At 70.6% G+C, this 20,526-nt stretch carries 12 protein-coding genes and 3 rRNA genes; all 15 read left to right on the top strand.

Features of this window, described 5'->3' with window-relative positions; all coding sequences use genetic code 11:
* The first annotated feature begins 42 nt into the window (after positions 1 to 42).
* Positions 43 to 1,290 carry an argininosuccinate synthase gene (locus QNH85_RS06360; protein ID WP_282945381.1) on the top strand — a complete coding sequence of 416 codons (1,248 nt, stop codon included), beginning with the start codon at positions 43 to 45 and terminating at the stop codon, positions 1,288 to 1,290.
* The gene (gene argH, locus QNH85_RS06355; protein WP_282945380.1) at positions 1,283 to 2,692 is read left to right on the top strand and encodes an argininosuccinate lyase; all 1,410 of its coding nucleotides are present in this window, start codon (positions 1,283 to 1,285) and stop codon (positions 2,690 to 2,692) included. Before QNH85_RS06360 ends, argH begins: the two co-directional genes overlap by 8 nt.
* Before the next feature lie 8 nt (positions 2,693 to 2,700).
* Positions 2,701 to 3,306: a uridine kinase family protein gene (locus tag QNH85_RS06350; RefSeq protein ID WP_282945379.1), complete on the top strand. Its 606-nt coding sequence runs from the start codon at positions 2,701 to 2,703 to the stop codon at positions 3,304 to 3,306.
* Positions 3,303 to 4,016, top strand: coding sequence for a DNA-3-methyladenine glycosylase (locus QNH85_RS06345; RefSeq protein ID WP_282945378.1), 714 nt, complete (start codon positions 3,303 to 3,305; stop codon positions 4,014 to 4,016). The genes QNH85_RS06350 and QNH85_RS06345 overlap by 4 nt, the downstream gene beginning before the upstream one ends.
* Before the next feature lie 54 nt (positions 4,017 to 4,070).
* On the top strand, positions 4,071 to 5,342 hold the full coding sequence (gene tyrS, locus QNH85_RS06340) for a tyrosine--tRNA ligase (protein WP_282945377.1): 1,272 nt from the start codon (positions 4,071 to 4,073) through the stop codon (positions 5,340 to 5,342).
* 938 nt (positions 5,343 to 6,280) lie between these two features.
* Positions 6,281 to 7,801: ribosomal RNA gene (locus QNH85_RS06335) — 16S ribosomal RNA — on the top strand.
* A 370-nt stretch (positions 7,802 to 8,171) separates the two neighbouring features.
* Positions 8,172 to 11,283: ribosomal RNA gene (locus QNH85_RS06330) — 23S ribosomal RNA — on the top strand.
* A gap of 99 nt (positions 11,284 to 11,382) precedes the next feature.
* Positions 11,383 to 11,499 (top strand): 5S ribosomal RNA (gene rrf, locus QNH85_RS06325).
* The 16S, 23S and 5S rRNA genes sit together here, the layout of an rRNA operon.
* A 2,062-nt stretch (positions 11,500 to 13,561) precedes the next feature.
* Positions 13,562 to 14,548, top strand: coding sequence for a hypothetical protein (locus QNH85_RS06320; RefSeq protein WP_282945376.1), 987 nt, complete (start codon positions 13,562 to 13,564; stop codon positions 14,546 to 14,548).
* Positions 14,545 to 15,594 (top strand): HAD-IIA family hydrolase, encoded by a 1,050-nt coding sequence (locus tag QNH85_RS06315; protein WP_282945375.1) that lies wholly within the window; start codon positions 14,545 to 14,547, stop codon positions 15,592 to 15,594. Before QNH85_RS06320 ends, QNH85_RS06315 begins: the two co-directional genes overlap by 4 nt.
* A gap of 73 nt (positions 15,595 to 15,667) precedes the next feature.
* Positions 15,668 to 15,835: a hypothetical protein gene (locus QNH85_RS06310; RefSeq protein ID WP_213282701.1), complete on the top strand. Its 168-nt coding sequence runs from the start codon at positions 15,668 to 15,670 to the stop codon at positions 15,833 to 15,835.
* Between the two features lie 5 nt (positions 15,836 to 15,840).
* Entirely contained in the window at positions 15,841 to 16,677 is an 837-nt protein-coding gene (locus QNH85_RS06305) for a TlyA family RNA methyltransferase (protein ID WP_282945374.1), read from the top strand.
* A complete protein-coding gene (locus QNH85_RS06300; protein ID WP_282945373.1) occupies positions 16,674 to 17,588 on the top strand; it encodes an NAD kinase in 915 nt (304 codons plus the stop codon). The genes QNH85_RS06305 and QNH85_RS06300 overlap by 4 nt, the downstream gene beginning before the upstream one ends.
* A 4-nt stretch (positions 17,589 to 17,592) precedes the next feature.
* Positions 17,593 to 19,323 (top strand): DNA repair protein RecN, encoded by a 1,731-nt coding sequence (gene recN, locus QNH85_RS06295; RefSeq protein WP_282945372.1) that lies wholly within the window; start codon positions 17,593 to 17,595, stop codon positions 19,321 to 19,323.
* 6 nt (positions 19,324 to 19,329) lie between these two features.
* Positions 19,330 to 20,520 (top strand): putative cytokinetic ring protein SteA, encoded by a 1,191-nt coding sequence (gene steA / locus QNH85_RS06290; RefSeq protein ID WP_213282697.1) that lies wholly within the window; start codon positions 19,330 to 19,332, stop codon positions 20,518 to 20,520.
* The last annotated feature ends 6 nt before the right edge of the window (positions 20,521 to 20,526 follow it).

The following is a 20,526-nucleotide window of genomic DNA, read 5'->3' as shown; positions in this document are numbered from 1 at the left end:
CCGACCACTCCTGCACGACCGGACACACGAAAGAGAAGACACATGACTGAGCGCGTCGTCCTCGCCTACTCGGGCGGCCTGGACACCTCCGTGGGCATCGGCTGGATCGCGGAGGCGACCGGCGCCGAGGTGATCGCCGTGGCGGTCGACGTCGGCCAGGGCGGCGAGGACCTCGAGGTCATCCGCCGGCGCGCGCTGGACTGCGGCGCGGTCGAGGCGTACGTCGCCGACGCCCGCGACGAGTTCGCCGCCGAGTACTGCATGCCGGCGCTGCGGGCCAACGGCCTGTACCTGGACAAGTACCCGCTGGTGTCCGCGCTGTCCCGCCCGGTCATCGTCAAGCACCTGGTGCGCGCCGCGCGGCAGTTCGGCGCCACGACCGTCGCGCACGGCTGCACGGGCAAGGGCAACGACCAGGTGCGGTTCGAGGTCGGCATCACCTCGCTCGCCCCGGACCTGAAGTGCCTCGCCCCGGTCCGCGACCTCGCCCTGACCCGCGACAAGGCCATCGAGTTCGCCGAGCGCAAGAAGCTCCCGATCGCGACCACCAAGCACAACCCGTTCTCGATCGACCAGAACGTCTGGGGCCGCGCCGTCGAGACCGGCTTCCTCGAGGACATCTGGAACGAGCCGACCAAGGACGTCTACACCTACACCGACGACCCCACGTTCCCGCCGGTCGCGGACGAGGTCGTCATCACGTTCGAGCAGGGCGTGCCCGTCGCGCTCGACGGCCAGCCGGTCACCCCGCTGCAGGCGATCCAGGAGATGAACCGCCGCGCGGGCGCCCAGGGCGTCGGCCGGATCGACATCGTCGAGGACCGCCTCGTGGGCATCAAGTCCCGCGAGGTCTACGAGGCCCCCGGCGCGATGGCGCTGATCGCCGCGCACCAGGAGCTCGAGAACGTCACCGTCGAGCGCGAGCAGGCCCGGTTCAAGCGGACCGTCGAGCAGCGCTGGACCGAGCTGGTCTACGACGGCCAGTGGTTCTCGCCGCTGAAGAAGTCGCTCGACACCTTCATCGACGACACCCAGCGCTACGTCTCCGGCGAGATCCGCATGGTGCTGCACGGCGGCCGCGCGACGGTCACCGGGCGCCGCTCCGAGTCCTCGCTGTACGACTTCAACCTGGCCACCTACGACTCCGGCGACTCGTTCGACCAGTCCGCGGCGCGCGGGTTCATCGAGATCTACGGCCTGTCGTCCAAGCTCGCCGCCGCGCGCGACGTGAAGTTCGGCAACGCGGAGGACCTGGGCTCGCAGGGCGGCATCGGCGGTACCGGTGCCTGAGCAGGCGGGCGCTCTCTGGGGCGGCCGGTTCGCCGGCGGCCCCGCCGACGCGCTGGCGGCCCTGTCCAAGTCCACCCAGTTCGACTGGCGGCTCGCGCCCCAGGACATCGCGGGGTCCCGCGCCCACGCGAGGGTCCTGCACGCGGCCGGGCTGCTGGACGACGCGGCGCTGGCGGGCATGCTCGACGCCCTGGAGCGGCTGCGCGCCGACGTCGAGTCGGGGGCGTTCGTCGCCGCCGAGTCCGACGAGGACGTGCACGGCGCCCTGGAGCGCGGCCTGATCGAGCGCGCCGGGGCGGACCTCGGCGGGCGGCTGCGCGCCGGGCGGTCCCGGAACGACCAGATCGCCACGCTGGTGCGGATGTACCTGCGGGACGAGGCGCGGGCCATCACCGGCCTGGTGCTCGACGTCGTGGACGCGCTGATCACCCAGGCCGAGGCCGCGGGCGACGCGGTGATGCCGGGCCGCACCCACCTGCAGCACGCCCAGCCCGTCCTGCTCGCGCACCACCTGCTCGCCCACGCGTGGCCGCTGCTGCGCGACGTCGAGCGGTACGCCGACTGGGACCGCCGCGCCGCGGTGTCGCCGTACGGCTCCGGAGCGCTCGCCGGCTCGTCGCTCGGCCTCGACCCGGCGGCCGTCGCCGCGGAGCTCGGCTTCGACGCCCCGGTGGAGAACTCGATCGACGGCACCGCCTCCCGGGACGTCGTCGCGGAGTTCGCCTGGGTGTCCGCGATGCTCGGCGTCGACCTGTCCCGGATCGCCGAGGAGGTCGTCCTCTGGTCGACGCACGAGTTCGGCTTCGTGCAGCTGGACGACGCGTACTCGACCGGGTCGAGCATCATGCCGCAGAAGAAGAACCCGGACGTCGCGGAGCTCGCGCGCGGCAAGGCCGGCCGGCTGGTCGGCGACCTCACCGGGCTGCTGACGACGCTCAAGGGCCTGCCGCTCGCGTACAACCGCGACCTGCAGGAGGACAAGGAGCCGGTGTTCGACCAGGTCGACACCCTGACCGTCCTGCTGCCCGCGTTCGCCGGGATGATCGCCACGCTCCGGTTCGACACCGAGCGGATGGCGTCGCTCGCGCCGCGGGGGTTCTCGCTCGCGACCGACATCGCGGAGTGGCTGGTCCGGCAGGGCGTGCCGTTCCGCGTCGCGCACGAGGTCGCGGGCGCGTGCGTCCGGGCGTGCGAGCAGCACGAGCCGCCGGTCGAGCTCTGGGACCTGACCGACGACGAGCTCGCGGCGATCTCGGAGCACCTCACGCCTCAGGTGCGCAGCGTGCTGTCGGTGGAGGGCTCGGTCGCGTCGCGGTCCGCGCACGGCGGCACGGCACCGGTCCGGGTCGCCGAGCAGCTCCAGCGGGCCCGCGCCCGCGCGGCGGAGCTCCGCGGGCGCTGAGCCCCCACATGGCGGACCCCACCACCCGGCAGGAGGGGCACGAGGACGCGGCCGGCGTCGTCGTGCCCCTGCTGCTGTCCGCGCCGCCGAGGCTCGGCAGGGTCCGGGTGGTCGCGATCGACGGGCCTGCCGGCTCCGGCAAGACCACCTTGGCCGCCGCGGTCGCCGCGGGCTGCGCCGCCGCCGGCGCGAGCGCGCAGGTGGTGCACATGGACGACCTCTACGCCGGGTGGACGGGGCTCGACGGCGACCTGTGGCCGCGGCTGTCGGCCCAGGTGCTCGAGCCGCTGCGCCGCGGCCGCCCCGGCCGGTTCCAGCGGTACGACTGGGAGGCCGGCCGGTTCGCGGACTGGGTGGACGTCCCGGCGCCCGACGTGCTGGTGCTGGAGGGCTGCGGGTCCGGCCGGCGGGACGGCGCCCCGGACCTCGGGGTCCTCGTGTGGGTCGAGGCGGAGCCCGCCACGCGGCTCGAGCGCGGGCTGGCGCGCGACGGGGCCGGCGCGCGCCCGCACTGGGAGCGCTGGATGCGCGACGAGGCGGCGCACTTCGAGCGCGAGGGCACGCGCGGACGGGCCGACGTCCGCGTGGACGCATGGGGCAGGATGGCCCGGTGAGCTCGACGGGACCCGGTACCGAGGCGGTGTCCGGCGTGCCCGGGATCGTGCCCGCCCGCGTCTGGTACTCCCGACCGGTGCTCGCCGTCGCGCCGGACCTGCTCGGCGCCTACCTGACCGTCCGCTCCGACGAGGGCGACGTCACCGTCCGCCTCACCGAGGTCGAGGCCTACGACGGCGAGGCGGACCCGGGCTCGCACGCGTTCCGCGGCCGCACCGCGCGCAACGCCGTGATGTTCGGGGAGCCCGGTCGGCTCTACGTGTACCGGCACCTCGGCCTGCACCACTGCTTCAACGTCGTCACCGGGCCAGCAGGGTCGGCGTCCGCGGTCCTGCTCCGCGCGGGCGAGGTCGTCGACGGCGTGGGCCTGGCGCGCGCCCGGCGGGCGAGCTCGGGCGTCGTCGACTCCGACCGGCAGATCGCCCGGGGTCCCGCCCGCATGGCCGTCGCCCTCGGCATCGCGATGGAGGCGAACGGCGCCGACATCACCGAGCCGGGCGGCCGCATCGTCCTGCACCGCGACCCGGACGCCGTGACCCCCGCCTACGCGACCGGCCCGCGCGTCGGCGTGGCCGGCGCCGGCGGCGACCCCGCGCGCCACCCGTGGCGGTTCTGGATCACCGGGGAGCCCACCGTGTCCGCCTTCCGGCCGGCGTATCGCCGGCCGGCGTCGGGAAGCAGCCCGCAGCGCGGGACGACGCCGGCATGACCCGACCCGCCGACGGCGCGGCCACCGAGCCGCGCGACCACCTGGAGCACTGACGTGACGCACATCCTCGACGAGCTCGCCTGGCGCGACCTCGTCTCCCAGACCACCGACCTCGACGCGCTGCGCGCGGCGCTCGACGCCGGACCGGTCACCCTCTACTGCGGCTTCGACCCGACCGCGCCCAGCCTGCACATCGGCAACCTGGTGCAGATCCTCACCGTCCGGCGCCTGCAGGACGCGGGGCACCGGCCCGTGGCCCTCGTCGGCGGCGCGACCGGCCTGATCGGCGACCCCAAGATGGCGGGGGAGCGCACCCTCAACGAGCCCGACGTCGTCGCCGGCTGGGTCGAGCGCATCCGGCGGCAGATCGCCCCGCTGCTCCGGTTCGACGGCGAGAACGCCGCGACCCTCGTGAACAACCTCGACTGGACCGCCCCGATGTCGGCCATCGACTTCCTGCGGGACGTCGGCAAGCACTACCGGCTGGGCACGATGCTCGCGAAGGACACGGTCGCCCGGCGGCTGAGCTCGGACCAGGGCATCTCGTTCACCGAGTTCAGCTACCAGATCCTGCAGGGCATGGACTACCTCGAGCTGTTCCGCCGGCACGGGGTCACGCTGCAGACCGGTGGCAGCGACCAGTGGGGCAACCTGCTCTCCGGCGTCGAGCTGGTCCGCAAGGTCGAGGGCGCGGCGGTCCACGCCCTCACCACCCCGCTGATCACGAAGGCCGACGGCACGAAGTTCGGCAAGACGGAGTCCGGCACCGTCTGGCTGGACCCGGAGCTCACCTCGCCGTACGCCTTCTACCAGTTCTGGCTCAACGCCGACGACGCCGACGTCGTGCGCTACCTCAAGGTCTTCACCTTCCGGACGCCCGAGCAGATCGGGGAGCTGGAGCAGGCCGTCGCCGAGCGGCCGGCAGCCCGCGAGGCGCAGCGGGCCCTGGCGTACGACGTCACGTCCCTGGTGCACGGGGTCGACGCGACGGAGAAGGTCATCGCGGCCAGCCGCGCGCTGTTCGGGGGCGGCGACCTCGCCGAGCTCGACGCCGCGACCCTGGGTGCGGCGGTGGCCGAGCTGCCCACGGCCGAGGTCGCGGTGGGCGACCCGGTCGTCGACGTGCTGGCCGCCACCGGGCTGGTCGCGAGCAAGGGGGCGGCCCGCCGGGCGATCGCCGAGGGCGGCGCATCGGTCAACAACCGCAAGGTGACGGACGACGCCGCCGTCGTCGAGGCGGGGGACCTGCTGCACGGGCGGTGGCTCGTGCTGCGGCGGGGCAAGCGGACGCTCGCGGTCGCGCAGGTCGGGGCGACGTCCGACTGACACCCACGTTCTCGTGGCACGACCGAGGGGCGGCCCCGTTCCGACGGGACCGCCCCTTCGTCGTCCCGGGTCGGCCCGCGGCGAGGGGTTGCGCGCTCAGCTGCGACGGCGCATCCTGGGTGCAGAGCGACGGGCGTCACACCGGCCCCGTCGTGGTGAACCAGGGGTCACCCCGGCGGGCCGGGCGCGAAAGCGCAGGTCAGACGGGGTGCGGAGTGCGTGCGCGGCACTGGAGCCCGCCGGCTTGACGGTGAGCGAAACGTCCGCGTAATGTTCTCCGAGTCGCCCGGCAGGGAGGAACGGACACCGAGGATCAACCCGGTGGCTGGTCCCGCGGGTGGCCACCCCCTCGGCAAGATCGACAGGCGCCTCGGCGTCCGGACGGTCGTGCCGGGACCGGGCAGAAGGACACGCAATGTCGGAATGAACGCCGACAATGCGGGCCGGAAAGCCTGGTAGAGTGAAGGAAAGCCTCGCCGGAAAGAACAAGCCGGCAAGGCGGTCCAGAAACTCTGGTAGAGTTGAGAAACGCCAGGCCGGTTCGAAAGAGCGGCAGGGCGGGACAAAAACTCTGATAGAGTTCAGGACGAGCCGAGTCGAAGGAAACGACGACAAAGCCCGCCAGGAACTCTGGTAGATTGGAACCGAGCCTCCGGCCAGGAGCCCGCAAGGGTGAGTGGGGGATGCGCGTCTGTTCTTTGAGAACTCAACAGTGTGCCAAGTAGTTGATGCCAAGATGGTTCATCGGCTCGGGTGGTCGCCTCATTCGGGGTGGACGCGAGAGTGGGTGAGTCTTGGTTGACGTGTGATCGGCCCTGCTCCGTCTGGGTCGGTTGCACAACAGCCGAATTCAACTGACTGCCTTGTCGCCAGCGACGGGGTGGTCGTTTCGTGTGTCGGTGGATCGCCGCTTTCGGGTGGTGGTTGCCATGTAGACATTAACGGAGAGTTTGATTCTGGCTCAGGACGAACGCTGGCGGCGTGCTTAACACATGCAAGTCGAACGGTGAACCCCAGCTTGCTGGGGGGATCAGTGGCGAACGGGTGAGTAACACGTGAGTAACCTGCCCCTGACTCTGGGATAAGCCTTGGAAACGAGGTCTAATACCGGATACGTGACGCTCAGGCATCTGATGCGTCTGGAAAGATTTATCGGTCAGGGATGGACTCGCGGCCTATCAGCTTGTTGGTGGGGTAACGGCCCACCAAGGCGACGACGGGTAGCCGGCCTGAGAGGGCGACCGGCCACACTGGGACTGAGACACGGCCCAGACTCCTACGGGAGGCAGCAGTGGGGAATATTGCACAATGGGCGCAAGCCTGATGCAGCGACGCCGCGTGAGGGATGAAGGCCTTCGGGTTGTAAACCTCTTTCAGCAGGGAAGAAGCGAAAGTGACGGTACCTGCAGAAGAAGCGCCGGCTAACTACGTGCCAGCAGCCGCGGTAATACGTAGGGCGCAAGCGTTGTCCGGAATTATTGGGCGTAAAGAGCTCGTAGGCGGTTTGTCGCGTCTGCTGTGAAAACTCGAGGCTCAACCTCGGGCTTGCAGTGGGTACGGGCAGACTAGAGTGCGGTAGGGGTGACTGGAATTCCTGGTGTAGCGGTGGAATGCGCAGATATCAGGAGGAACACCGATGGCGAAGGCAGGTCACTGGGCCGCAACTGACGCTGAGGAGCGAAAGCATGGGGAGCGAACAGGATTAGATACCCTGGTAGTCCATGCCGTAAACGTTGGGCACTAGGTGTGGGGCTCATTCCACGAGTTCCGTGCCGCAGCAAACGCATTAAGTGCCCCGCCTGGGGAGTACGGCCGCAAGGCTAAAACTCAAAGAAATTGACGGGGGCCCGCACAAGCGGCGGAGCATGCGGATTAATTCGATGCAACGCGAAGAACCTTACCAAGGCTTGACATACACCGGAAACTTCCAGAGATGGTTGCCCCGCAAGGTCGGTGTACAGGTGGTGCATGGTTGTCGTCAGCTCGTGTCGTGAGATGTTGGGTTAAGTCCCGCAACGAGCGCAACCCTCGTCCTATGTTGCCAGCACGTGATGGTGGGGACTCATAGGAGACTGCCGGGGTCAACTCGGAGGAAGGTGGGGATGACGTCAAATCATCATGCCCCTTATGTCTTGGGCTTCACGCATGCTACAATGGCCGGTACAAAGGGCTGCGATACCGCGAGGTGGAGCGAATCCCAAAAAGCCGGCCTCAGTTCGGATTGGGGTCTGCAACTCGACCCCATGAAGTCGGAGTCGCTAGTAATCGCAGATCAGCAACGCTGCGGTGAATACGTTCCCGGGCCTTGTACACACCGCCCGTCAAGTCACGAAAGTCGGTAACACCCGAAGCCGGTGGCCCAACCCTTGTGGGGGGAGCCGTCGAAGGTGGGACTGGCGATTGGGACTAAGTCGTAACAAGGTAGCCGTACCGGAAGGTGCGGCTGGATCACCTCCTTTCTAAGGAGCATCTGACACGCCGGCCCACTGGGTGCGGGGTGCAGAGGCCAGGCTCGGACCGTATGCGTCCGGGGTGGTGCTCAAGGGTGGAACATCAACTACGGCGGCCGTGGTGGTCAGCACCGCGTCAGTACCTCGCTCCTTGTGGGTGGGTGGAACCTCGCATCGCTGGTCGGATCGGTCGCCTGGCACGCTGTTGGGTCCTGAGGGAACAGCCCGCTTTGGGGGTGTTGCTTCATGACGGGCCCGGTCGGTCGGTCGAACCGTCCGCCACTTCGGTGGTGGGTAGGCGCCGGCAGCTGGTCGGGGATCGTTCGTTGTTTGAGAACTGCACAGTGGACGCGAGCATCTTTTAAAGTAATGTCTTTGTGGTCAAGTTTTTAAGGGCACAGGGTGGATGCCTTGGCACTAGGAGCCGAAGAAGGACGTTGTAGCCTGCGATAAGCCTCGGGGAGTTGGCAAACGAACCGTGATCCGAGGATGTCCGAATGGGGAAACCCCGCACGAGTCATGTCGTGTGACCCGCACCTGAATATATAGGGTGTGTGGGGGGAACGCCGGGAAGTGAAACATCTCAGTACCGGCAGGAAGAGATATTCCGTGAGTAGTGGCGAGCGAAAGCGGATGAGGCCAAACCGTATGCGTGCCAAGCCGGCAGGCGTTGCGTGTACGGGGTTGTGGGACCTTTCAGATGATTCTGCCGAGTCATCAGGGAGTCAGAAAGTCGCGTTATAGTCGAAGGGCATTGAAAGGCCCGGCACAGAGGGTGGTACCCCCGTAGACGAAATGACGTGACCTCCCGAAGGGGATCCCAAGTAGCACGGGGCCCGAGAAATCCCGTGTGAATCTGGCAAGACCACTTGCTAAGCCTAAATACTACCTAGTGACCGATAGCGGACAAGTACCGTGAGGGAAAGGTGAAAAGTACCCCGGGAGGGGAGTGAAATAGTACCTGAAACCGTGTGCCTACAATCCGTCGGAGCCTCCCTAGCAGGGGTGACGGCGTGCCTTTTGAAGAATGAGCCTGCGAGTTAGTGGTACGTGGCGAGGTTAACCCGTGTGGGGAAGCCGTAGCGAAAGCGAGTCCGAATAGGGCGACACAGTCGCGTGCTCTAGACCCGAAGCGAAGTGATCTAGCCATGGGCAGGTTGAAGCGCGGGTAAGACCGCGTGGAGGACCGAACCCACCTGGGTTGAAAACCGGGGGGATGACCTGTGGTTAGGGGTGAAAGGCCAATCAAACTTCGTGATAGCTGGTTCTCCCCGAAATGCATTTAGGTGCAGCGTCACGTGTTTCTTGCCGGAGGTAGAGCTACTGGATAGCCGATGGGCCCCACCAGGTTACTGACGTTAGCCAAACTCCGAATGCCGGTAAGTGAGAGCGTGGCAGTGAGACTGCGGGGGATAAGCTCCGTAGTCGAGAGGGAAACAGCCCAGACCACCAGCTAAGGCCCCTAAGCGTATGCTAAGTGGGAAAGGATGTGGAGTTGCACAGACAACCAGGAGGTTGGCTTAGAAGCAGCCACCCTTGAAAGAGTGCGTAATAGCTCACTGGTCAAGTGATTCCGCGCCGACAATGTAGCGGGGCTCAAGTATACCGCCGAAGCTGTGGCATTCACACTTGCGCTAGGCCTTCGTGGTCCAGGCGTGTGGATGGGTAGGGGAGCGTCGTGTGGCGGGTGAAGCTGCGGGGTAACCCAGTGGTGGACGCCACACGAGTGAGAATGCAGGCATGAGTAGCGAAAGACGGGTGAGAAACCCGTCCGCCGAATGACCAAGGGTTCCAGGGCCAGGCTAATCCGCCCTGGGTAAGTCGGGACCTAAGGCGAGGCCGACAGGCGTAGTCGATGGACAACGGGTTGATATTCCCGTACCGGCGAAGAACCGCCCATACCGAGCCCGGTGATGCTAAGCGCCCGAGCCCGCACACCGTCTCCTTCGGGAGACACCGTGCGGGGGAGCGCGCGACCCGATCCGGTAGTAGGTAAGCGTATTAACAGGAGTGACGCAGGAAGGTAGCCCAGCGTGGCGATGGTAGTCCACGTCCAAGGCCGTAGGGCGAGTGGTAGGCAAATCCGCCACTCATCAAGCCTGAGAACCGATGGTGACAGCGTATGCTGGATGATTGGGTGATCCTATGCTGCCGAGAAAAGCTTCGACGCGAGGTTCTAGCCGCCCGTACCCTAAACCGACTCAGGTGGTCAGGTAGAGAATACCAAGGCGATCGAGAGAATCGTGGTTAAGGAACTCGGCAAAATGCCCCCGTAACTTCGGGAGAAGGGGGGCCTGAAGCGTGTACCGGCTTGCCCGGGAAGCGTGGAGGGCCGCAGAGACCAGGGAGAAGCGACTGTTTACTAAAAACACAGGTCCGTGCGAAGTCGCAAGACGATGTATACGGACTGACGCCTGCCCGGTGCTGGAAGGTTAAGAGGACGGGTCAGCCGCAAGGCGAAGCTCAGAATTTAAGCCCCAGTAAACGGCGGTGGTAACTATAACCATCCTAAGGTAGCGAAATTCCTTGTCGGGTAAGTTCCGACCTGCACGAATGGCGTAACGACTTCTCCGCTGTCTCAACCGCGAACTCGGCGAAATTGCACTACGAGTAAAGATGCTCGTTACGCGCAGCAGGACGGAAAGACCCCGGGACCTTTACTATAGTTTGGTATTGGTGTTCGGTGCGGCTTGTGTAGGATAGGTGGGAGACTGTGAAGCCGGCACGCCAGTGTCGGTGGAGTCAACGTTGAAATACCACTCTGGTCGCTCTGGATATCTAACCTCGGTCCGTGATCCGGATCAGGGACAGTGCCTGATGGGTAGTTTAACTGGGGCGGTTGCCTCCTAAAATGTAACGGAGGCGCTCAAAGGTTCCCTCAGCCTGGTTGGCAATCAGGTGGCGAGTGCAAGTGCACAAGGGAGCTTGACTGTGAGACTGACAGGTCGAGCAGGGACGAAAGTCGGAACTAGTGATCCGGCGGTGGCTTGTGGAAGCGCCGTCGCTCAACGGATAAAAGGTACCCCGGGGATAACAGGCTGATCTTGCCCAAGAGTCCATATCGACGGCATGGTTTGGCACCTCGATGTCGGCTCGTCGCATCCTGGGGCTGGAGTAGGTCCCAAGGGTTGGGCTGTTCGCCCATTAAAGCGGTACGCGAGCTGGGTTTAGAACGTCGTGAGACAGTTCGGTCCCTATCCGCTGCGCGCGCAGGAAACTTGAGAAGGGCTGTCCCTAGTACGAGAGGACCGGGACGGACGAACCTCTGGTGTGCCAGTTGTTCCGCCAGGAGCACGGCTGGTTGGCTACGTTCGGAAGGGATAACCGCTGAAAGCATCTAAGCGGGAAGCCTGCTTCAAGATGAGGTTTCCACGCCCCCTCGAGGGGTGAGAGGCTCCCGGCTAGACCACCGGGTAGATAGGCCGGATGTGGAAGAGGGGACGCAAGACCCTCGCAGCTGACCGGTACTAATAAGCCGACAACTTCACCACAACACTTTTTGTTGCTACGCGTCCACTGTGCGGTTCCCGAACCACGAGCACGCCCCCACCTCGATGTGGGGGTCCCGTGCTTGACATGTTCGACAGAGTTACGGCGGTCATAGCGAAGGGGAAACGCCCGGTCCCATTCCGAACCCGGAAGCTAAGCCCTTCAGCGCCGATGGTACTGCACTCGCCAGGGTGTGGGAGAGTAGGACGCCGCCGGACACCATTCACGAAGAGCCACCCCATTCGGGGTGGCTCTTCGTGTTTCCCCGACCATTCCCACCCGCGCCGACGACGCGCGCGCCCGCCCCCCCTCCGGGCGGTGGTCCCCGGTGCGCCGAGATGACATCGCGCGCCTGCGCCCGAGGTCGCACGCACAGGCCACCGCTGTCATCTCGGCGCAGCGTGTTCGGCTCCAGGTCTGGCGGTGGCACGGGGCCGCACGTGGCCTCGGCTTCGTGGTGTCGTTGGTCACCCCGGTGCGTTCAACCCGGCTCGCGTTCACCGGAGCCCGCGGGGTGGAGTGCGGCTCTGACGTGTGGTTCGACCGGCCCGGAGCTCGACGGAGAGGGAGAGCGGCCGGCCTGGAGCAGGGGCGAGACGGCGTTCTGTGGCCGTGGCGGTGCCGCGGGCCCGCACCGATGTGGGGCGCGGGCGGTGCGGATGAGACGATGGTCAGCGGTCGAATGACGAGGAGAAGCTGGATATGAGCAGCGACGAGCGCGGGACGCGTTCGGCGGACGAGGGCGATCGCCGAGACGGCGGTGGCGTCGGGCGCTACGGCAACCGGAACGGGGCGCGCCCCACGGGTGATGCCCGCCCGGCACGAGCCCCTCGGGTGGCGGGTCAGCGCGGTCGTGCCGGCGCCGGTGAGCGAGACTCCCGGCGGACCACCGACGATCGGAGCGGTGGCTTCTCCGGTTCCCGACCGCAGAACGGCGGTCGTCCGGCGTTCCGCGACGATCGCGGCTCCGGCGGTGCCTCCCGCGGTGAGCGTGGCGGTCGTCCCGGGGCCGAGCGCTCCGGTGGGTACCCGCGTGACGACCGTGGTGGTCGTCCGGCTGGTGGCGGGTACCCGGGTGACCGCTCGAGCCGTCCTGCTGGTGGCGGGTTCCAGCGTGACGACCGTGGAGGCCGTCCCACTGGTGGCGGGTACCAGGGTGATCGGTCGAGCGCCGGGTACGACCGGGACCGTGGTGAGCGCACCGGTGGCGGGTTCCCGCGTGACGACCGTGGTGGTCGTGCCGGTGGTGAGCGCACCGGTGGTCACCAGGGTGACCGTGGTGGTCGTCCGGCCGGTGGCGGGTACCAGGGCGGGCGGCCCGGCCGTCCTGCTGGTGGCGGGTTCCAGCGTGACGACCGTGGAGGCCGTCCCACTGGTGGCGGGTACCAGGGCGATCGGCCGAGCCGCGGGGACGACCGCGATCGCGGTGAGCGCACCGGCGGGTACCAGGGTGACCGTGGTGGTCGGCCTGCTGGTGGTGGGTACCAGGGTGACCGCCCGGGCCGTCCTGCCGGCGGCGGCTACCAGCGCGACGAGCGTGGGGGTCGCCCCGGTGAGCGGACCGGCGGTTCCCAGGGGGATCGCTCCGGCGGTGGGTACAACCGCGACCGCGGGGAGCGCACCGGTGGCTACCAGCGGGACGACCGTGGTGGTCGTCCGGCCGGTGGTGGCGGGTACCAGGGGGACCGCCCGCGTGCTGCCGGGGCTCGTGACGACCGCGGCGGGTTCCGGCGCGACGACGACCGGCGCACGGGGGCTCCGCGGGACGACCGTGGCGGGTTCCGCAGCGAGCGGCGTGACGGTGGCGACAGCGGCTCGTTCCGTCGGCCCGCCGACGCCGGGGCCGAGCGTCCCCGCAGCGCGTACCAGGATCGTCCGCGTCGTGACTCGGGCGAGCGGGCCGGTGGCTTCCAGGATCGTCCGCGTCGTGACTCGGGCGAGCGGGTTGGTGGCTTCCAGGATCGTCCGCGTCGTGACTCGGGCGAGCGGGTTGGTGGCTTCCAGGATCGTCCGCGTCGTGACTCCGGCGACCGTCCGGGCTTCCGCCGTGACGGCGACTCGCGCGGTGAGCGACCGGGTGGCTTCCGCAGGGAGGGTGACTCTCGCGGGGACCGCCCTGGTGCCCGTCGCACCGACGACCGCGGCGCGCGGACCGGTGCGCCGGACCGCGCCTCCGGGCCGCGCGGCCCCCGCCGCGACGACGCGGAGCGCCGGCCGAGCCGGCCCCCGCAGCCCGCGCGGGTCTACGGGCCGGACATCCCGGACGACGTCGAGTTCGGGATGCTGGACCGTGACGTCCGGGCGCGCCTGCGCACCCTGAGCAAGGACAACGCGGGGATCGTGGGCCGGCACCTCGTGATGACCGGGCGCCTGCTGGACGAGGACCCCGAGCTCGCGTACGAGCACGCCCAGGCCGCAGTGCGGCACGGTGGGCGCGTCGACGTGGTGCGGGAGGCGGCGGGACTCGCGGCCTACCGGACGGGACGGTTCGCCGAGGCGCTGCGCGAGCTGCGCACGGTGCGGCGGCTGAACGGGTCGTCCGAGCACCTCGCCGTGATGGCGGACTGCGAGCGCGGCCTGGGGCGCCCCGAGCGGGCCCTGACCCTCGCCGCGTCGCCCGAGGCCGAGACGCTCGACACCGAGGCCCGGGTCGAGCTCGCGATGGTCGTGAGCGGCGCGCGCCTCGACATGGGCGACCCGGACGCGGCGATCGCCGCGCTCGCCGGGATCGCCACGGGTCCGGTGCGCACGCTGCTCGCTGCCCGCGTGGCGCAGGCGCGCGCCGACGCGCTGCGGGCCGCGGGGCGGACCGACGAGGCCGACGCGACCGTGGCCGCGGTGCCGCCGTCGCTGCTCGCGCAGGTGACGGACGGGGACGAGGTGGAGGAGGACGTCGTCGTCTTCGACCTCGCCGACGACGAGGTCGATGGGGACGACCTCGATGCGGACGACACGGCTGCCGCCGACAGGGCCGCCGACAGGGCCGCGGACGACACTGCCGACGCCGACGACACTGCCGACGCCGACGACACTGCCGACGCCGACGACACTGCCGACGCCGACGACACTGCCGACGCCGACGACACTGCCGACGCCGACGACACTGCCGACGCGGATGACGCCGACGACGAGTCCGACGCGGATGGCGGCAGCGACACGGACGGCACCGACGCGGACGACGCCGAGTCCGACGGCCCCGACGCCGGCACCGACGACGCCCGCACGGACGACGCCCCCGAGGGCGTGAACGACACGGAGGACGAGTGACCGACGCACGTCTGATCGGCAGCGACATCCCGCTCGCCGAGCGCTACGACCTGGCCCTGGTCGACCTGGACGGGGTCGCGTACCGCGGCCACGAGCCGATCGAGGGGGCGTCGGCCGGGCTGGCGGGCGCCCGGTCGGCGGGGATGCGCCTGGTGTTCGTCACCAACAACGCGTCCCGTGAGCCGGAGTCCGTGGCGGAGCAGCTGACGTCGCTGGACATCCCGACGGAGCCGGGTGACGTGCTGACGGCCGCCCAGGCGGCTGCGGCGCTGCTGTCGACCCGGCTGCAGCCGGGCGCGAAGGTGTTGGTGGTCGGCGGGGCCGGCCTGGTGACCGCGGTGACGGCGGCGGGGTTCACCGTCGTCTCGTCCGCGGACGAGCACCCGGACGCGGTGGCCCAGGGCTTCGCGCCGGAGGTCGGCTGGAAGCAGCTGGCCGAGGCGGCCTACGCGGTGTCGGGCGGCGCGTGGTTCGTGGCGAGCAACCTGGACCTGAGCCTGCCGACCGCGCGCGGGTTCGCGCCGGGGAACGGCGCGCTCGTCGGGGCGGTGCAGGCCGCGACCGGTGTCGTGCCGGACAGCGCCGGCAAGCCGGCGTCGACGATGTACGAGATCGCCGTCGAGCGGGCCGGTGCACGGGAGGCGCTCGTCGTGGGCGACCGCCTGGACACGGACCTCGCGGGTGCCCGCACGGGCGGCTTCGCGGGCTTGCACGTCCTCACGGGCGTCAGCACCGCGCGCGACGACGTCCTGGCCCCGCCGGCGCTGCGGCCGCACTACATCGCGGCGGACCTCGGCGGCCTGCTCGTCCCGCACCCGGAGCCGGTGCGCGCGGCCGAGGGCTGGTGGACGTCGGGTGAGGCCGCGGCCCGCGTCGTCGACGGCCGCCTGGAGCTCGCCGAGCGCGCCGCGGGGGTCGACCTGGTGCGGGCTGCGTGCGCCGCGGCGTGGGCGGCGGTGGACGCGGGGGAGACCCTGGACCCGCAGTCGGTCCCGGAGCTGGGTGTCGCGCCGGAGGACGCCGCGGGCGTGGGCGCCGGCCGGTAGCCTGGCCGGCAGTGCGGGGGGCGGCGTGGCCGGGTCACGGCCACGCCTGGCGAGCACGGTCGAGCAGCCGCCGGTGGCGGAGTGGGGAGTGGGTGTCGTGGAGCCGACGGGCGACCAGACGGTGGACCAGGCGCTGATGCGCCTCACGGAGGTCACCGAGCTGGGGCTGCGCGAGCAGCTGGCCGTGTTCGACGCCGTGCACACGGCCCTGCAGGACCGCCTCGCCGACGCGGAGGGCTGACGCGGGTGGCGACGCGAGTCGACGCCGCCCTCGTCCGCGACGGGCTGGCCCGCTCCCGCCGGCACGCGGCCGAGCTGATCGCCGCCGGCCGCGTCACCGTCGACGGCCGCCCCGTGCGGCGCCCGGCGGTGCCGCTCGCCGACGACCAGCACGCGCAGGTCGCCGCCGGTCCGGACGGTCCCGACGACGACTGGGCGTCCCGCGGCGCGCACAAGCTGCTGGGCGCGCTCGACGCGTTCCCCGACGCGGTCGTGGCGGACCGGGTCTGCCTGGACGCGGGGGCCAGCACCGGGGGGTTCACCGACGTCCTGCTGCGCCGCGGCGCCCGTCGGGTCGTGGCCATGGACGTCGGGCACGGGCAGCTCGTCGACCGGCTGCGCGCCGACCCCCGGGTGGACGTCCGCGAGGGGGTGAACGTCCGGTACCTCGCGGCGGGAGACCTCGAGCCGGCGCCGGCGCTGGTCGTCGCCGACCTGTCGTTCATCTCGCTGACGCTGGTGGTCCCCGCGCTGGCGGCGGTCGCGGCACCCGAGGCGGACCTGGTGCTCATGGTGAAGCCGCAGTTCGAGGTCGGGCGCGAGCGGCTCGGGTCCAGCGGCGTCGTGCGCAGCGCGGAGCAGCGGGTCGAGGCGGTGCTCGGCGTGGCGTCGGTCGCCCGGGCGCACGGGCTGGTGGTCGCCGGGGTGGCGCGCAGCCCGCTGCCAGGCCCCAGCGGCAACGTGGAGCTGTTCCTGTGGCTCCGTCGCGGCGGGACGGCTCCGGAGGCCGGCGGGGAGGACGAAGGAGCACTCGCGGAGCGGGTGCGGCAGGTCGTGCTGGACGAGAGAGGTGCAGGCGCATGAGCAGCAGGCGGGTCCTGGTCGTCACGCACAGCGGGCGGCCCGAGGCGGTGACCGCGACCGAGGAGGCCGTGACCGCCCTGACCGCGGCCGGGTTCACGCCCGTGCTGTCGGGGGAGGACATCCCCGGCATGGCGTTCCACGACATCGAGCTGGCGATGATCCTCGGGGGCGACGGCACGATCCTGCGCGCCGCCGAGCTCGCGCGCGGCGCGGGGGTGCCCCTGCTGGGGATCAACCTCGGGCACGTCGGGTTCCTCGCGGAGAGCGAGCGGGACGACATCAAGGAGGCGGTCCGGCGGATCGCCTCGGGGGACTACACCGTCGAGGAGCGCACGACCCTCCAGGTGCAGGTCCAGGTGCCCGGGATGCGGGACCCGCTCACCGGCTGGGCGCTGAACGAGGCCGCGCTGGAGAAGGCCGAGCCCGCGCGCATGGTCGAGGTGGTCATCGAGGTCGACGACCGACCGCTGTCGAGCTTCGGCTGCGACGGCGTGGTCCTGGCGACGTCCACCGGGTCGACCGCGCACGCGTTCTCCGCCGGCGGCCCCGTCGTCTGGCCGGAGGTCGACAGCCTGATCGTGGTGCCGCTGTCGGCGCACGCGCTGTTCGCCCGCCCGCTGGTGGTCGGGCCCCGGTCGGTGGTCGCGGTCGAGGTGCTGACCCGGTCGCCCTCCCCGGCGGTGCTGGTGTGCGACGGGCGGCGGCGCATCGAGGTGCCGGCGGGGTCGCGCGTCGAGGTCCGGCGCTCGCCGGTGCCTGTGCGGCTGGCGCGGCTGACCCCGGCGCCGTTCACCGACCGGCTGGTGAACAAGTTCGACCTGCCCGTGGTGGGCTGGCGGGGACGGCCGCACGACGGGCCCGCGCGGGAGCGCGGGAACGGCCGCGCCGACGGATCGACGGACGGGGACTGAGCGCGTGTTCGAGGAGATCACGATCAGCGACCTGGGTGTCATCACCGGCGCCCAGATCCGGCTGCACCCGGGGCTGACGGTGCTGACCGGGGAGACGGGCGCCGGCAAGACGATGGTGCTGACCGGCCTGAACCTGCTGCTCGGCGGCAAGGCCGACCCGGCCACGGTGCGCACCGGTGCGGCGTCCGCGGTCGTCGAGGGCCGCGTGGTCGTCCCCGCGGGGTCGCCGGTGCTGGCCCGGGCGGAGGAGGCGGGCGCGGCGGTCGACGACGACGGCGGGCTCGTGCTCGTCCGGACGGTCGGGGCGGCCACCGACGGGGCGCCCGGTCGGTCGCGCGCGCACCTCGGCGGGCGCTCGGTGCCGCAGGCGGTGCTCGGCGAGCTGGCCGAGTCCCTCATCACGGTGCACGGGCAGCAGGACCAGGCCCGGCTGCGCTCGCCCGCGCACCAGCGGGAGGCGCTCGACGCGTTCGCCGGGGCCGCGCACGGCGCGCTGCTCGCCGAGTACCGGCAGGCGTGGTCCGAGCGCGCCCAGCTGCAGGCGACCATCGACGACCTGACCTCCCGGCGGCAGGACCTCGCGCGGGAGGCGGAGCTGCTGCGCCTCGGGCTGGCGGAGGTCGAGCGGATCGACCCGCAGCCGGGGGAGGACGCCGCGCTCGCGCAGGAGATCGAGCGGCTGGAGCACGCCGAGGACCTGCGGACGGCCGCGTCGGGCGCGCACGCGGCGCTCGTCGGCGACGACGACTCGGCGGACGACACGGCCAGCGCCGCAGGTGCCGTCGAGCACGCGCGGCGGCTGCTCGACCAGGCGGGGAGCCACGACTCCCGGCTCGCGGAGCTCCGGGACCGGGTCGCCGAGGCCGGCTACCTGCTCGCGGACGCCGCCACCGAGCTGTCGTCGTACCTCCAGGACCTCCAGGCCGACCCGCTGCGGCTCGACACCGCCCAGAACCGACGGGCGGAGCTCGCGGCGCTGACGCGCTCCTACGGCGAGGACGTCGAGGCGGTGCTCCGGTGGGCGGACGAGAGCAGCCGCCGCCTCCTGGACATCGGCGACGGCGACGAGAAGGTGGTCGAGCTCACGGCGGAGCGCGACGCCCTCGACGCGCGGCTCACGGACCTCGCGCGGCGCATCGGCGCGGCCCGGCGGGAGGCCGGCGCGCGGCTCGCGGACACCGTGTCGGCGGAGCTGGCCGGGCTCGCCATGGCGGGTGCGCGGCTCGAGGTGCGGGTCGAGCCCGCGACCGAGCTGGGGCCGCACGGTGGAGATGTGGTGGAGATGCTCCTCGCCGCGCACGCCGGCGGACCGGCCCGCCCGCTCGGCAAGGGCGCGTCCGGCGGGGAGCTGTCGCGGGTGATGCTGGCCCTCGAGGTGGCGCTCGCGACGTCGCCGGACCAGGGCGAGGACCGGCCCGGCACCTTCGTCTTCGACGAGGTCGACGCCGGCGTCGGCGGGCGCGCGGCGACCGAGGTGGGGCGCCGTCTCGCGGCTCTGGCGCGGGGTTCGCAGGTGCTGGTGGTCACGCACCTCGCGCAGGTCGCGGCGTTCGCCGACCGGCACCTGGTCGTCACGAAGTCGCGGGACGGGGCGGTCACCGCGTCCGACGTCCGGGAGGTCGTGGGGGAGGACCGGGTGCGCGAGCTGGCCCGCATGCTGTCCGGCCAGGAGGAATCCGGTACGGCGCGTGCGCACGCAGCGGAGCTTCTGGAGCTGGCGGACGTGGCACGATGAACCGCGATGAAACTCCTGCCCTCGCGTAGACGCCACGCCGCGCCCCAGGGGGGCGAGCTCACCGGCCCGGCCCGGGTCGACCCTCGGACCAAGACGCTGACCAAGCGGCTGCGACCCGGGGACATCGCGGTGATCGACCACGTCGACATCGACCGGGTCTCCGCCGAGGCGCTCGTCGCCTGCCGGCCCGCCGCGGTGCTGAACGCCGCCCGCTCGACGTCGGGCCGCTACCCGAACCTCGGCCCGGACATCCTCGTGTCGGCGGGCATCCCGCTGATCGACGACCTCGGCCCCGACGTCATGACGATCCGCGAGGGGCGCACGCTGCGCCTCGAGGGCGGCGCCGTGCACGACGGCGACCGGCTCGTCGCCGAGGGCGTGGTGCAGACCGAGCAGACCGTCGCGGTCGACCAGGCCGCCGCGCGCGAGGGCCTGTCCGTCCAGCTCGAGTCGTTCGCGGCCAACACGATGGACTACCTGCGCCGCGAGCGGGACCTCCTGCTCGACGGCGTCGGCGTGCCGGACATCACGACCCAGATCGACGGCCGGCAGGTCCTCATCGTGGTGCGCGGGTACCACTACAAGGAGGACCTGGTCACGCTGCGCCCGTACATCCGCGAGTACCGCCCGGTGCTCGTCGGGGTGGACGGCGGCGCGGACGCGATCCTCGACGCCGGCTGGACGCCCGACATGATCGTCGGCGACATGGACTCGGTGTCCGACCGGGCCCTGCGGTGCGGCGCGGAGATCGTGGTGCACGCGTACCGCGACGGCCGCGCGCCGGGCCTGGCGCGCGTGGACCAGCTCGGGGTGCCGCACATCGTCTTCCCGGCGACCGGCACCAGCGAGGACGTCGCGATGCTGCTGGCCGACGACAAGGGCGCCGAGCTCATCGTCGCCGTCGGGACGCACGCCACCCTCGTCGAGTTCCTGGACAAGGGCCGCTCCGGCATGGCCAGCACGTTCCTCACCCGGCTGCGGGTGGGCAGCAAGCTCGTGGACGCCAAGGGCGTGTCCCGGCTGTACCGGAACCGGATCTCGAACCTCCAGCTGACGCTGCTGGTCCTGGCGGGCCTGCTGGCCCTGGGCGTCGCCCTGGCGTCGACCACGGCGGGTCAGACGCTGATCGGCCTCACGGGCGCGCGCTGGGACGACTTCGCGTCCTGGCTCGGGTCCCTGTTCAGCGGGACCCCATGACGCCTG

The organism is Cellulomonas endometrii (assembly GCF_949769265.1).
In the GTDB taxonomy this organism is placed as follows: domain Bacteria; phylum Actinomycetota; class Actinomycetes; order Actinomycetales; family Cellulomonadaceae; genus Cellulomonas; species Cellulomonas endometrii.
Note: the sequence above shows the minus strand (reverse complement) of the source record. Positions and strands in the feature narration are given on the sequence as shown.

Bases quoted from the DNA above. Each gene is read 5' to 3' on its own strand.
- QNH85_RS06360 (WP_282945381.1), top strand. From the start codon at position 43: ATGACTGAGCGCGTCGTCCTCGCCTACTCGGGCGGCCTGGACACCTCC.
- steA (WP_213282697.1), top strand. From the start codon at position 19,330: ATGAAACTCCTGCCCTCGCGTAGACGCCACGCCGCGCCCCAGGGGGGC.
- QNH85_RS06300 (WP_282945373.1), top strand. From the start codon at position 16,674: ATGAGCAGCAGGCGGGTCCTGGTCGTCACGCACAGCGGGCGGCCCGAG.
- QNH85_RS06320 (WP_282945376.1), top strand. From the start codon at position 13,562: ATGCTGGACCGTGACGTCCGGGCGCGCCTGCGCACCCTGAGCAAGGAC.
- QNH85_RS06350 (WP_282945379.1), top strand. From the start codon at position 2,701: ATGGCGGACCCCACCACCCGGCAGGAGGGGCACGAGGACGCGGCCGGC.